Source organism: uncultured Clostridium sp., from assembly GCF_947039605.1.
Classification (GTDB): Bacteria; Bacillota; Clostridia; order Clostridiales; family Clostridiaceae; genus Sarcina.
Genome location: NZ_CAMQZG010000009.1, coordinates 1 through 12,944 on the forward strand (window position 1 = coordinate 1; position 12,944 = coordinate 12,944).

The following is a 12,944-nucleotide window of genomic DNA, read 5'->3' on the forward strand; positions in this document are numbered from 1 at the left end:
AATCGAAAAACAAAAAAAAGGACATCGACATTGTAGTTTGTCGACGTCCTGAGAATTACTAATTAGTAATTCTATCTTTTATTTCTATTTTTTTATATTCAGTTAAAGTAACCATCTCTCTCGCATTTGCGATTGTGCTTTCAGTTAATTTAACTCCACCTAACATTTTTGCTATTTCTATTATTTTTTTCTCTGTATCAACCTTAGTCACTCTAGAGAATGTCTTATCATCTTTTATATCTTTAGATACAAAATAGTGATTATCTGACATACTCGCAATTTGTGGTAAATGACTTATACAAAAAACTTGATGTTTTAATGATATCTCATACATTTTTTCTGCAACACTTTGTGCAATTTGACCACTAATCCCTGTATCAATTTCATCAAAAACAACCGTAGGTATATTATCTTTATCGATAAATACAGTCTTCATAGCTAACATTATTCTTGATAGCTCTCCACCAGAAACTATTTTTTCCATAGGTTTTATTGGTTGACCTGGGTTAGTTGATATCAAGAACTGTACCTTATCTTTCCCAAGTTCATTAAATTCAGAAGTTAATGTTACACTAACCTCAAATATACATTTTCCAAGACCTATATATGCAAACTCTGCTTTAACACTATCTCTTAATAATATTGCTGCCTGACTTCGTATCTTATGAACTTCCATAGCTACTTTATCTAATTTAATAATTTGAAGTTTTCTTTTTTCTTTTAGTTCTTCAATTATTTTTTCACAATCAAGCATTTCTGATAATTGAACTTCTAACTCTCTTGCATAGTTTAAAACAGCTTCCTCCGATTCACCATATTTTCTTTCAATAGCTGCAATCTGATATAATCTACTATTAATTTCATCAAGTTCTGCATCATTGTAATTAATATTTGAATTTTCATCTGATATTTCTCTAGCAAGCTCCTCAAGTTCATAGTAAAGACTATTTATTCTTGAGTTTATCTCTTCAATTTTTTTTGAATGAATTTCTACACTTGCAAGTTCTTTATTTATATCAGACATACACTCTATTATAGATTGTCCATTTAAAGCATCACCATCTAATTTTCCATATGAACTTGAAAGTACTCTTCCTATCTTTTCCGAGTTTGATAAAATATTAAATCTTTCTCTTAACTCTTCTTCTTCTCCAACCTTTAGCTCTGCACTTTTAATCTCTTTAAGTTGAAACTCTAGATAATCTATAAGTTTTTCATTCTTACCTTCTTTACTTAACTCAGAAATTTTTTTATTAATAGCTTTAAGATTTTCATATTCTAGTTGATATTTCTTTAGTTTTTTATTAAAGCTTTCATCACAAAATGAATCTAAGTAATATATATGCATTTCTTTATTAAGTAAGTTTTGATTATTATGTTGACCATGTATATCTACAAGTCTACTAGTTACTCTTCTAATATCGCTTAATATTAAAGATTTACCATTTACCTTACTTATATTTTTCCCATTGTTAGAACTTTCCCTAGATATAATTAGAACATCATCAAATTTTATTTCTAATTGCTCTAGTACCTCTTTTAGCTTTAAGTTATTATCTATCGAAAAAACACCTTCAACAAATGTTTTATCTGCTCCTATTCTTATAAGGTCCTTATTGAATTTACTTCCTAGGACATAATTTATAGAATCTATTAATATAGACTTTCCTGCTCCTGTTTCACCTGATAATATATTAAATCCTTCTTTAAAATCTAGGCTAATTTTCTCTATAAGAGCAAAATTCTCTATTGATATTTGCAGAAGCATGTTACACCCCCAAAATATTTTAATCTATCATTTTTTTTATATTTTTAACAAGTTCTTCTGACTTATCATTATCTCTTAATAAGATAAATATTGTATTATCCCCTGCTATTGTACCTGCAACTTCTCCTAGTGATAAACTATCAATAGCTTCAGCTGCAGCGCTAGCAGACCCTGCTAATGTTTTAACTACAACTATATTATTTATAGACTCTACACTATCAACGGTATTCTTTAAAATATTTGTAAGTTTATCTACAATATCATTAGTTTCATTCTTTATTATAGAATATTTATATTTCCCCCTTGAATCTTGGGTTTTTATAAGTTTCAATGACTTTATATCTCTTGATACCGTTGCTTGTGTAACATCAAATCCTGAATCTTTCAGTTCATCTGCAAGGTCTTCTTGAGTTTCTATTACTTTTTGATTTATTATTTCAATTATTTTAGAATGCCTTTTTGATTTCATACTATAACCCCTTTACTTTTTGTTCTCTACAAAATATTTTTTTTCTTAAAATTTCAAAATATTTTTTTTCTTTAAAAGATATAACTTTAAACGTAGTATGGGCTTTTTGAATCTTTATTTCATCATTACTTTTAAGTTTTATAGACTTTTGTCCATCAATTGTCAAATATATTTCCTCTTCAATTGCTGGTAGTATAATTATTTCACTATTTCCACTTACAATAAGAGGTCTTGTATTAAGATTATGTGAGCATATAGGCACTATTGATATCAAATCTAAATCTGGACTTATCAGTGGTCCTCCAGCTGATAATGAATACGCTGTAGATCCAACTGGTGTTGAAACTATTATTCCATCTCCATTAAATGAGGTATACCTCTCTTTATTAACAAACACATCATATTCTGTCATTCTTGAAAGAGTTCCTCTTGCAATCACAACATCATTTAAAGCTCTATTAGCGTCAAACTCTTTTCCATTTATTAATGTTTTTATCATAATTCTTTCTTCTATACTATAATTATAATCACTTATATTTTGCAAAGCTATATCTATTTCTGCAAGTTCAATACTTGATATAAAACCAAGCGTCCCTATATTTATTCCTAAAATAGGACATTTTATAATGTGAGCATAATTTCTAGCCGTACCAAGTAATGTACCATCGCCACCTAAAACCATCAATATATCCATATCTCTCAATGAATCTTCTTCTACACCTTCAAGATGTCCCATAACAATAATCTCATTTGGTTTCAAGTATTTGTTGGTTTTTTCAATAATTAATTTTTCAATTTCACCTGTTTGGTCTTTTGTTTTATTGATTAAAATTCCAACTTTTTTCATAATACTCTCTCCCTTTACTTATAAATCTATATGTGATGCATTTACAATGTTATCAATTATAGTAAAATCAAAATCTTCTTGTTTTTCATTTACTTTTTTAAGATAAATAAGATATTCTCTATTTCCCTCTGGTCCTTTAATAGGAGAAAAATCTATATTTAATATTTTTAAATTATGGTCAAGTGCATAATTTACTATCTTCTCTATAACTTCTTTATGAGTTGCAGGGTCTCTTACAACACCCTTTTTACCAACTTTCTCTCTACCTGCTTCAAATTGTGGCTTAATAAGTGCCATAATTTCTCCATCTTCTTTTAAAAGACTTACAACAGCTGGCATTATTGTTTTAAGTGATATAAATGATACATCTATTGATGCAAAATCACAAGCATCTGGAACTTGTTCTTTAGTTGCATATCTTACATTTGTTCTCTCTAAACAAACAACTCTCTCATCAACTCTAAGCTTCCATGCAAACTGTCCATATCCAACATCTATAGCATAAACTCTTTGTGCTCCATTTTGCAGCATACAATCTGTAAAACCACCTGTTGACGCTCCTATATCCATACACATTGTATCTTTAAGGTTTATTCCAAATTCTTTTATTGCTTTTTCTAGTTTATATCCACCTCTACTTACATAAGGCATCTTTGACCCCTTATATACTATATTAGCTTCTATATCTACTTTATCTCCTGCTTTATCAAATCTTCTATCATCAATAAAGATTTCTCCTGCCATTATGCTTCTTTTTGCCTGCTCTCTTGATTCAAATAATCCCTTTTCTACTAAAAGAACATCTAATCTTTCTTTTTTCTTCGCCATATCATTTTCTCCTTTAACTTTTGATTAAAAGATCTGTTAAAATATCTATAATTAATCCATTCCCTTTTATTAATATCTATTTTAGTAGTTCTAAAATTTTATCTTTTATACTAGCTGGGTCTAAATTATTTTCTTTATATAACATATCTACTTTTCCATGTACTATAAATTTATCATCATAGCCTATGCATTCAATTCTTCTTGTGTAATTTTTATTATTAAGATAAGATATTATACCCTCTCCCATTCCACCTCTTAATACACCATCTTCAATTACTAAGATGTCCATTCCTCTTTCATTTAAAGAATCTATTAGTTTTGTATCTATAGGTTTAATGAATGTAGAATTTATAATTTCTATACTTTCATTATTGTCAATATGGTTCACAGCTATACTAGCATGTTGCAACATTTTCCCACTAGCTATTATTGCAAGTTTTTCACCTTCTTTTATTGTTTCCCATTTTCCTAAATTAATTTCACTTAAAGGCTTAAAATCTAAATCTTCATAATCGGTCCCTCTAGGGTATCTTATAGCAACAGGTTTATTAAAATCAACTGCCCATTTTAAAATACCTTCGACTTCTTCAATCATTTTTGGTGCAAGTATAGTCATATTAGGAATAATTCCTAAAAATGATACATCAAACATCCCTTGATGAGTTTCTCCATCTTCTCCAACTATCCCTGCTCTATCAATAGCAAAAACTACTGGCAGTTTCTGAATACATACATCATGTATAACTTGATCATATGCTCTTTGAAGAAATGTTGAGTATACTGCAAAGACAGGTTTTAATCCTGAAAGTGCCATCCCTGCTGCCATTGTTGTTGCATGCTGTTCTGCAATTCCAACATCAAAGAATCTATCTTTGTACTCTTTAGAAAAGCTTTTAAGCCCGGTTCCATCTGGCATAGCTGCTGTTATAGCCACTACATCTTTATCTTCTTTTGCAATCTTAATCATTGCATCTCCAAATGCATTTGAATAATTTTGCTTAGTCTTTGATACTTTTAGCATTTCTCCACTTGAATAATCAAAAGGACCTACTCCATGAAACTTATTCGGATTTTCTTCTGCAAAATTATATCCTTTTCCTTTTTGTGTTATTGCATGAATAACTACTGGTCCATCTATCTCTTTTGCAGTTTCTATTACCTCATTTAATTCTTTTAAGTCATGTCCATCTATTGGTCCAAAATATTTAAGTCCCATATCTTCAAATATCATACTAGGAATAACTAATTGTTTTATACTCCCCTTAATTTTCCCAAGTGAGTGTGCAATATTTTTTCCTACATGACTAGAACTTAATGTAGCATTAATTTCTGCCTTTAATTTATTATAACCTCTATCTGCTCTAATTTTATTAAGATGGGCAGATAGGCCACCAACATTCTGCGAAATAGACATTTGGTTATCATTTAAAATAACAATCATCTTTGTTTTATTATACCCTATATCATTTAATGCTTCTAAAGCCATTCCCCCTGTTAAAGCTCCATCACCAATTACTGCTATTACATTAGAATCTTCTTTTCTAATATCTCTTGCTCTTGCCATCCCAATAGCTGCTGATATAGATGTACTGCTATGACCTGTATCAAAAAAATCATATTTGCTCTCTATTCTTTTTGGAAATCCACTTAGCCCATTATATTGTCTTAGTGTAGAAAAATCATCTTTTCTATCTGTTATTAGCTTATGAACATAACTTTGATGTCCCACATCCCATATAACTTTATCATTATCAAAATTAAAGTTTTTGAAAAGTGCTAATGTTACTTCTACAACACCTAAATTTGAAGCTAAATGTCCTCCTGTCTTTGATATATTATTAATTAAAAATTCTCTTATTTCTTGTGCTAGAATTTCTAATTCTTTTTCCTTTAAATCTTTTATTTTGTATTTCCCCTTAGAATTGTTTAATATCTCTATCATTTAAATATCAAATCCTTTTCAACTAATTTTTTCTCTTAAGTAATATCAAAGTTAATTCCTTTAGCATTTCAATATTTCCCTCTATACTGTTTAACAATTCTATACATTCATTCGTTAACTGCTCACATAACATTTGACATTTCTCTAATCCATATAAAGATATATAATTAGTTTTTTCATTTTCAATATCACTGTTTGCTGTTTTACCTAAAATTTCTGTCGTTTGTGTAACATCTAAAATATCATCTTTTATTTGAAAAGCAAGCCCTAGTTTTTCTCCAAATAAAGATAATTTTTTTATATCGCTATCATTAGTTCCAGCCATTATAGCACCAGCTAAAATGGAAGCCTTTATTAGTGCCCCAGTTTTATTTTTATGCATATAATTTAGTTCTTCTAAAGTTAATTTACTACCTTTGCCCTCAGACTGTATATCTACAACCTGACCACCTATCATACCATCTGCACCAGCTGCATTTGATATAACCTTTGAAGCTCTTATAGCATTTTTTCCATACTCTAATGAGTAATCAAAAAGTATATTCATAGCTTCGTTTAAAAGAGCATCTCCTGCAAGTATTGCAAGAGCTTCTCCAAAAACAACATGACTCGTTGGTTTTCCTCTTCTTAATACATCATCATCCATTGCAGGAAGATCATCATGTATTAAAGAATATGTATGGATCATCTCCATAGCTATAGCAAGAGGCATTACATCCTCGATACTATCTTTGTATATTCCATAAGTAAGCACTGTTAAAATTGGTCTTACTCTTTTCCCACCAATTTCAACACTATATGCCATAGCTTTATATACATCCTTGTTATAGCTACCTTTATCCTCAAAGTACTTTTTTAGACTCAAATCAATTTTATCTTTAAGGTTTATTAAACTCATTACTCTTCTCCTCCAAAATTTTGTTCTGCTCCATTATTTACTATTTTAATTTTTCCTTCGACAGAATTCAACTTCTTGTAGAGTTTATTTAAAAGTTTTACGCCTTCTTCATAATTTTTGATTGATTCATCAAGAGAAAGTTCCCCTCTCTCCATACCATTTATAATTTCTTCTAACTTTTCATAAGTTTCTTCATAACTATCTGCTTTTCTCGCCATAGAATTCACCTCTATTTTAAAATTTCAAATAATCCCCTTGCTTCGCCATCAGTCATTTTTATATTAATCTTCTCGGTATCAGTAAGTTCTTTTATAGTATTTAATACTTTTCCATCCTCATTGCTTATAATAGAAAACCCTCTATCTAAAACATTAAGCGGATTCATACTAGTTAATACCTTATTGCATGTAATTATTTTATTTTTTTCTACATCTATTTTAGATGTGATTAGTCTATTTAAATCCTTGCTAAAGTTATTTAACTTTTCTGATTCTCGCTCAAGAACCTTACTTGGGTGATTATTTTCTAATATTTTTCCTATATGTGCAAGATTTATATTTTCTCTCTCTATGATTCTTACCAAATCTCTATTTAAAATACTCTCTAAACTTTTAATCTTTCTTTTTTCATCGTCTATAATAGGCACACTTATTTCTGCTGCTGCAGATGGTGTTGCCGCTCTTAGATCACTTGCAAAATCACAAATTGTAAAATCTGTTTCATGACCAACTGCTGATATTACAGGAATCTTACTATTAAATATTTCATAAGCAAGTTCTTTATCATTAAAAGCCCAAAGTTCTTCAATAGACCCACCACCTCGACCTATTATTATCGTATCAATATTACTTTTTCGATTAAAATATTGAATACCATCAATAAGCGTATCAGCTGCTCCTATCCCCTGAACCTTTGCTGGATATATAATAACATCTACATTGGGATTTCTCCTCTTTATAACCTGTATTATGTCTCTCACAGCTGCTCCTGTTGGTGATGTTATGACACCTATCCTCTTTGGAAATTTTGAAATAGCTCTTTTATACGCACTCTCAAAAATCCCTTCTCTTTCTAGTTCCTTTTTCATTTTCTCAAACTTTTCAAAAAGTTCACCAATTCCAAGACTAGAGATTTCTCTACAATAAAGCTGGTAACTTCCTTCTTTTATGTATACTGAAAGTCTTGCCTTAGCACTTACTTCCATACCATTTTCCAGCAAAAAATTTAAATTAACCGCGTCACTTTTGAACATAACGCAGTTAATTTTACTTTCTCCATCTTTTAATGAAAAATATATATGTCCACTTGAATGAAACTTTAAGTTTGATACTTCACCTTTTACAGAAAGATTATTCATAATAAAATCATTGTCAATTATTCTTTTCAAATAATTACTTGCTTCTGTAACTGTTAAAGTCTTTAATTTCATTTACTTCATTCCCTCACAAAGATTTTTAAATAATAACGTTGTAGTTAGAGCTCCCACTCCACCTGGAACAGGTGTTATTAAACTTGCCTTATCCTTTACCTCATCAAAGTTAACATCTCCAGTTATTTTACCTTCAAATTTAGTTGTTCCAACATCTATTACAATTGCATTTTCACTAATAAATGAACTATCCACAAAATTAGGTTTTCCAATAGCTGCTATAACTATATCAGCACCTTTTGTAACAGTTTTTAAATTTTTAGTTCTTGAATGACATATTGTAACTGTCGCATTTTCATTTAAAAACATTTGAACAAGAGGTTTACCAACTATATTACTTCTTCCTATTATTGCTACATTCGCACCTTCTAAATCAATATTATAACTTTTAAGTAATGTTATAACACTATAAGGAGTGCAAGGTTTATAACTTTTTTCACCCTTATAAAATCTACCTACTGTTCTTTCTGATAAACAGTCTATATCTTTACTCGGATTTATTAAATTTGTTATTTCAGATTCATTGATATGTTTAGGAAGAGGTAAAAGCAATATTATTCCATTTACCTCTTCATTAACATTTAACTCTTCTATTAAAATTTTTAGTTCTCTCTTATCTATATCATTAGAAAGTCTTATTTTTTCAAACTTAACTCCTAAATCATTAGCCATCTTTTCTTGGAAGTTCTGATAATAAATAGAACCTCCATCTTCTCCTACTAATATAGATGCTATTTTAGGAAGAGATTTTTTTTCTTCTTTTAACCCATTTATAAATACCCTTATATCTGATTTTATGTCTTCAGATATTTTCTTACCATTGATTATTGCCCCCATAAACTCAAACCCTACCTTTAAAATTAATTCATTGATTTTTTATAAATCTTGTCTAATAATCCATTTATAAATGCAACAGATTTTTCATCTGAGAATTGTTTGCAAATTTCTATTGCTTCATTAATAGCAACTTTTGCTGGAATATCATCCTCTTTGTAAAATAACATTTCATATACTGCTATTCTAGCGATTGAAAGATTTACTTTAGAAAGTCTTCCAATTCTCCATTCTACTAAGTTTTCTGATATTTTTTCATCTATTGTCTCTTGCTCTCTCATTATTCCTATTAAACATGATTTTATGTATGTTAAATCTATTCCTTTTTTGTCTATTTCTTCATTTTCCATAAATGAGTCAAATGTTTCACCAGCACTTTCCTTAGTGATTGCCATTTGATAAACTAATTGCATTAAATACTCTCTTGATTTTTTTCTATTCATAATTCTCCTCCTAGGTTTTCAGTTACTTTTAAACTACATCTTAGTTAGTTATATATTATCTTGCCCTATTTTGTCAACAAGCAAACACCCTCTGTAATCAGAGGGTGTCTTTTATTTCTCTTTAATTTCTTTCGGTTCTTCATTCTTAGAAATAACTATATTCTGAACTACTACGTTAACTAGCTTAACACTAAGACCTGTTATTGCTTCAACAGTTCTTTTGATATTTTCTTGAACTTCACTAATTACGCCCGGAATATTTATTCCATATTTTACCGCAACAGCTATTTCAATTACAGCAGCATCTGTATCCATGTTAACCTTAACAGCTTTTCCAAGATGCTTTTTGCTTTTTATCTTATGTGCTAGTCCTTTTGTATCTACTTCAACTATACCATCTATTTCAGAAGCAGCAATAGCTGATATAACGCCTATTACCTCGTCAGAAATCTTAACTATTCCTAGGTTAGTATTCTCTTTATTCATTTGATCCATAAAAGTGAACCCTCCTACTTTAGTTTTAACCACTAAAACTTGTTAATTATAGCTACATTATATCAAATATGCTATTACAATACAATTAATTATTTAGCTTCAATCTGTACATCATATACCTTTGAAACATTTTTAACTATATCTTGAATCTCTATAACTTGTTCTTCTGTAAGTGCTTGTGCTTGTGAAACCACAACTCTAGCTTTTTCTGCGTCAAGGAAACAGATTGCATCCTTATATCCTTTACTTTTTATATTAAGTTCTATTCTGCTCTCTAAATCTCTATTTGTTGTTTTAGCTGATAACTTTTCTGTTGCTGAATCTTTTTGTTCTTTTGAAGTATTTTCATCTGCTATGATTGTTTTTAATGTTTGGATAGCTCTTTCATCTTCTTGCTCTCTTACACTTCTTGTCTCATAGAAATAATCTGCATTTGTTGTTTCTACTCCTTTATCAGCACCCTCTGTTTGCTCTTTCATTGTAAGTGCTAAATCGCCATCTGAAAGTCTATTGTTTACATTAGTAGCTAATGCCCCAACACCTAATATTAATACCATTAATGTTACTATTATCATTGCCTGTTTACTGTTTATACCTTTATTATTCATCTCAATACCCCCGTAAATTATGTTTTATTTATTTTCTTCTTCCATTGAAAAAATGCTTACATCTTCCAAACTTATGTCATACAAACTAGAAATTGCTTTACCTATTTCATATTTTATTTTGCTATTCCCTGCACCTTCTGCAACTACCATAACACCTATAACTTCTGGCTTTTTAGTTTCTAAAATATATGGAGCATTTCCTCCATCATCATTTTTCATAACTACTTTATCACCGTCTGTAGCCTCATTGTTTACCCTTTGCCCTCCTTCACTATCAACTTCTTCTGTTTTGCTTTGCTGACTATTACTATCAGTAGCTGGAACTTTTATCTCACTGCCACCAAATCTAAGCTTTACTTCAACTGTACCTACCCCTTCAATTTTTGAAAGTATCTCTTGAAGTTCTTTTGTTTCAACTTGCTCATATTCATGATCTATAACTGGTGCTTGTGTAAAGTCAACTTCTGCATTACCATTTAAATTATTCTTCTCACTGTTAGATATATTATTTACATCTTTCAAATATGACAAAGAAAAACATACTAAAATTAATATCAAAACTAGTATCACTAATGGTGCTATTTTTTTATTTTTACTTATCTTCTCTAAAAAAGAATTAAACTTATCCTTGTCCATCTTATTCCTCCACCACACTTATTATTTTTTCATCTATTTTAAGTTCATCTGCCATATATTTTTTTATTTCTTTAGAAACTTCACTTTCTACTTTCTCTTCACCAATACTAATTTCTTCAACTTTTTCTACATTCCCATTTTCTTTTTCTTTAACTTTTACTATTACTTCATTAAATGACATTTGAAAATCATCTAAATCAACTTTCCCATCAATTACAACTGTAAATTTATAACCATCAAACTTTTCTTCTAAAACTATTTTGCAGTTATCCTCAAGTCTTGAAACTATAAATGAACTACTTGTTTCTCCCTCATAAAAACTTTCTTCTCCATTAACTTTAAATTCCTTATCTATCGCTGCCTGAATTTCTCTTGACAGGTCTTTATCTGAATTAAAAATTTTAATGATAGGTGTAAGCATAACTGCAAGCATTATTAGTGATAATATAAAATTTTGATATTTTTTAAGGCTATTATCTGGAAGTATAAGTTCTACTGCAACAATAAATATACTTACTGTTGTAAGTGTTATAACAAACTCTTTTAAATAATCCATATTCTATCCTCCTACAACAAACCGTCCAGCTGAGGACATAATTGCTATTATTATAAAGAACATTACACTAATGCTTACAACACACGATAAAACCATAGTCATAGCATCTCCTACTGAATCAATTGCTGAAACCATTCTACTATCTGCTACTGGCTGTATAACTGCTGAAGTTACTCTGTATGCAAATATCATCATTATCATTTTTATAATTGGATATAATATTATTCCTATAACTACAATAAGCCCAACTGAACTCACCGCACTTTTTAGGACAAGTGAATATCCTGCAACAGTCGTTATTGCATCTGAAAATGATTTTCCTACTATTGGCACAAAATTATCTACCGCAAATTTGGCTGTTTTAAGTGTCACTGCATCTATAGTATTTGCACTAATTCCTCTAATTGCAATAATTCCAACAAATACTGTTAAAACTATTCCTTGTGACCACATTGCTATTTGTTTTACAAGTTTACATACATTGCTAATCTTATGTTCATTAGTAAGATTATTTACAAACTGAAGAACAAAATACATAAGTATCATAGGAAATATAAAATCTATATAAATTTTAGGTGTCAATGAAACAAGTAAAACCACTACTGGGTCTATAGTCACCGCTGAAGTTATGCCTCCTGCTGTTGATAGCAAAAATACTAATACAGGCATTAAAACAACCATAAAATCTATAAGCATTTGTATCACATTCTTTGCTATGTTAAGTCCTAATATAAAACTTGATGTTAAAAGCATTATTGTTAATGCATAACATGCAAAAAATGCTATATTAGAAATCCCTCCACTACTAAATGCTGATTGTAGATTTTTAAGTAGCGCACTAAGCAGTGTGATTACTAAGACTGACATTAAGAGCTTAAATACTAGCCCTACTTCCTTAAACATATAGTCTACTATCCCTTTTAAAATAGCACTTATCTCGACTGGTGATTCTCCTGTATCTAGGAATTTATCAACATACTCGCTAACTCTCATTCCCTCTATAAGTTCTCCCTCTAGATTAAGTTCATTAACATAATCATAAAATCTTTCTATACTTTTATCTGACTCAAGTTCTTTTTTTGTATCTTCAAAATTTGACTTAACATCTGTACCTTCTGCAAAGGCCATTGATGAAATACCTCCAAATACAAATAAAAAGCTCAAGACAAATCTCATAAATCTTTTATTCAT

The 12,944-nt window shown here is 29.7% G+C and carries 15 protein-coding genes; all 15 read right to left on the reverse strand.

Annotated features, from left to right (window positions below):
- Positions 1-58 precede the first annotated feature (58 nt).
- Entirely contained in the window at positions 59-1,768 is a 1,710-nt protein-coding gene (gene recN / locus Q0V24_RS04700; protein ID WP_297519069.1) for a DNA repair protein RecN, read from the reverse strand.
- Positions 1,769-1,787: 19 nt separating this feature from the next.
- Positions 1,788-2,237 (reverse strand): arginine repressor, encoded by a 450-nt coding sequence (locus Q0V24_RS04705; RefSeq protein ID WP_297519071.1) that lies wholly within the window; start codon positions 2,235-2,237, stop codon positions 1,788-1,790.
- Between the two features lies 1 nt (position 2,238).
- Positions 2,239-3,084, reverse strand: a complete 846-nt coding sequence (locus Q0V24_RS04710) for an NAD(+)/NADH kinase (RefSeq protein ID WP_297519073.1) — start codon at positions 3,082-3,084, stop codon at positions 2,239-2,241.
- Between the two features lie 18 nt (positions 3,085-3,102).
- Positions 3,103-3,912 carry a TlyA family RNA methyltransferase gene (locus Q0V24_RS04715; RefSeq protein WP_297519075.1) on the reverse strand — a complete coding sequence of 270 codons (810 nt, stop codon included), beginning with the start codon at positions 3,910-3,912 and terminating at the stop codon, positions 3,103-3,105.
- A gap of 76 nt (positions 3,913-3,988) precedes the next feature.
- Positions 3,989-5,854 (reverse strand): 1-deoxy-D-xylulose-5-phosphate synthase, encoded by a 1,866-nt coding sequence (gene dxs, locus Q0V24_RS04720; protein ID WP_297519077.1) that lies wholly within the window; start codon positions 5,852-5,854, stop codon positions 3,989-3,991.
- A gap of 22 nt (positions 5,855-5,876) precedes the next feature.
- Positions 5,877-6,752, reverse strand: a complete 876-nt coding sequence (locus Q0V24_RS04725) for a polyprenyl synthetase family protein (protein WP_297519079.1) — start codon at positions 6,750-6,752, stop codon at positions 5,877-5,879.
- Positions 6,752-6,970, reverse strand: coding sequence for an exodeoxyribonuclease VII small subunit (locus Q0V24_RS04730; protein ID WP_297519081.1), 219 nt, complete (start codon positions 6,968-6,970; stop codon positions 6,752-6,754). The genes Q0V24_RS04725 and Q0V24_RS04730 overlap by 1 nt, the downstream gene beginning before the upstream one ends.
- Before the next feature lie 11 nt (positions 6,971-6,981).
- Positions 6,982-8,181 (reverse strand): exodeoxyribonuclease VII large subunit, encoded by a 1,200-nt coding sequence (gene xseA, locus Q0V24_RS04735; protein ID WP_297519083.1) that lies wholly within the window; start codon positions 8,179-8,181, stop codon positions 6,982-6,984.
- Complete coding sequence (locus Q0V24_RS04740) at positions 8,182-9,018, reverse strand: tetrahydrofolate dehydrogenase/cyclohydrolase catalytic domain-containing protein (protein WP_297519085.1); 837 nt, start codon at positions 9,016-9,018, stop codon at positions 8,182-8,184.
- A 23-nt stretch (positions 9,019-9,041) separates the two neighbouring features.
- Positions 9,042-9,458 carry a transcription antitermination factor NusB gene (gene nusB, locus Q0V24_RS04745; RefSeq protein WP_297519087.1) on the reverse strand — a complete coding sequence of 139 codons (417 nt, stop codon included), beginning with the start codon at positions 9,456-9,458 and terminating at the stop codon, positions 9,042-9,044.
- Positions 9,459-9,569: 111 nt separating this feature from the next.
- Complete coding sequence (locus tag Q0V24_RS04750; protein WP_297519089.1) at positions 9,570-9,953, reverse strand: Asp23/Gls24 family envelope stress response protein; 384 nt, start codon at positions 9,951-9,953, stop codon at positions 9,570-9,572.
- Positions 9,954-10,042: 89 nt separating this feature from the next.
- The gene (locus Q0V24_RS04755) at positions 10,043-10,561 is read right to left on the reverse strand and encodes a SpoIIIAH-like family protein (protein WP_297519091.1); all 519 of its coding nucleotides are present in this window, start codon (positions 10,559-10,561) and stop codon (positions 10,043-10,045) included.
- Between the two features lie 24 nt (positions 10,562-10,585).
- Complete coding sequence (gene spoIIIAG, locus Q0V24_RS04760) at positions 10,586-11,197, reverse strand: stage III sporulation protein AG (protein WP_297519093.1); 612 nt, start codon at positions 11,195-11,197, stop codon at positions 10,586-10,588.
- Position 11,198: 1 nt separating this feature from the next.
- The gene (spoIIIAF, locus tag Q0V24_RS04765) at positions 11,199-11,753 is read right to left on the reverse strand and encodes a stage III sporulation protein AF (protein WP_297519095.1); all 555 of its coding nucleotides are present in this window, start codon (positions 11,751-11,753) and stop codon (positions 11,199-11,201) included.
- Positions 11,754-11,756: 3 nt separating this feature from the next.
- Positions 11,757-12,944: a stage III sporulation protein AE gene (gene spoIIIAE, locus Q0V24_RS04770; protein WP_366938274.1), complete on the reverse strand. Its 1,188-nt coding sequence runs from the start codon at positions 12,942-12,944 to the stop codon at positions 11,757-11,759.

What these genes read in the sequence shown, in the direction of transcription:
- recN (WP_297519069.1), bottom strand. Translation starts at nt 1,768, where the DNA reads ATGCTTCTGCAAATATCAATAGAGAATTTTGCTCTTATAGAGAAAATT.
- Q0V24_RS04705 (WP_297519071.1), bottom strand. Translation starts at nt 2,237, where the DNA reads ATGAAATCAAAAAGGCATTCTAAAATAATTGAAATAATAAATCAAAAA.
- Q0V24_RS04710 (WP_297519073.1), bottom strand. Translation starts at nt 3,084, where the DNA reads ATGAAAAAAGTTGGAATTTTAATCAATAAAACAAAAGACCAAACAGGT.
- Q0V24_RS04715 (WP_297519075.1), bottom strand. Translation starts at nt 3,912, where the DNA reads ATGGCGAAGAAAAAAGAAAGATTAGATGTTCTTTTAGTAGAAAAGGGA.
- dxs (WP_297519077.1), bottom strand. Translation starts at nt 5,854, where the DNA reads ATGATAGAGATATTAAACAATTCTAAGGGGAAATACAAAATAAAAGAT.
- Q0V24_RS04725 (WP_297519079.1), bottom strand. Translation starts at nt 6,752, where the DNA reads ATGAGTTTAATAAACCTTAAAGATAAAATTGATTTGAGTCTAAAAAAG.
- Q0V24_RS04730 (WP_297519081.1), bottom strand. Translation starts at nt 6,970, where the DNA reads ATGGCGAGAAAAGCAGATAGTTATGAAGAAACTTATGAAAAGTTAGAA.
- xseA (WP_297519083.1), bottom strand. Translation starts at nt 8,181, where the DNA reads ATGAAATTAAAGACTTTAACAGTTACAGAAGCAAGTAATTATTTGAAA.
- Q0V24_RS04740 (WP_297519085.1), bottom strand. Translation starts at nt 9,018, where the DNA reads ATGGGGGCAATAATCAATGGTAAGAAAATATCTGAAGACATAAAATCA.
- nusB (WP_297519087.1), bottom strand. Translation starts at nt 9,458, where the DNA reads ATGAATAGAAAAAAATCAAGAGAGTATTTAATGCAATTAGTTTATCAA.
- Q0V24_RS04750 (WP_297519089.1), bottom strand. Translation starts at nt 9,953, where the DNA reads ATGGATCAAATGAATAAAGAGAATACTAACCTAGGAATAGTTAAGATT.
- Q0V24_RS04755 (WP_297519091.1), bottom strand. Translation starts at nt 10,561, where the DNA reads ATGAATAATAAAGGTATAAACAGTAAACAGGCAATGATAATAGTAACA.
- spoIIIAG (WP_297519093.1), bottom strand. Translation starts at nt 11,197, where the DNA reads ATGGACAAGGATAAGTTTAATTCTTTTTTAGAGAAGATAAGTAAAAAT.
- spoIIIAF (WP_297519095.1), bottom strand. Translation starts at nt 11,753, where the DNA reads ATGGATTATTTAAAAGAGTTTGTTATAACACTTACAACAGTAAGTATA.
- spoIIIAE (WP_366938274.1), bottom strand. Translation starts at nt 12,944, where the DNA reads ATGAATAAAAGATTTATGAGATTTGTCTTGAGCTTTTTATTTGTATTT.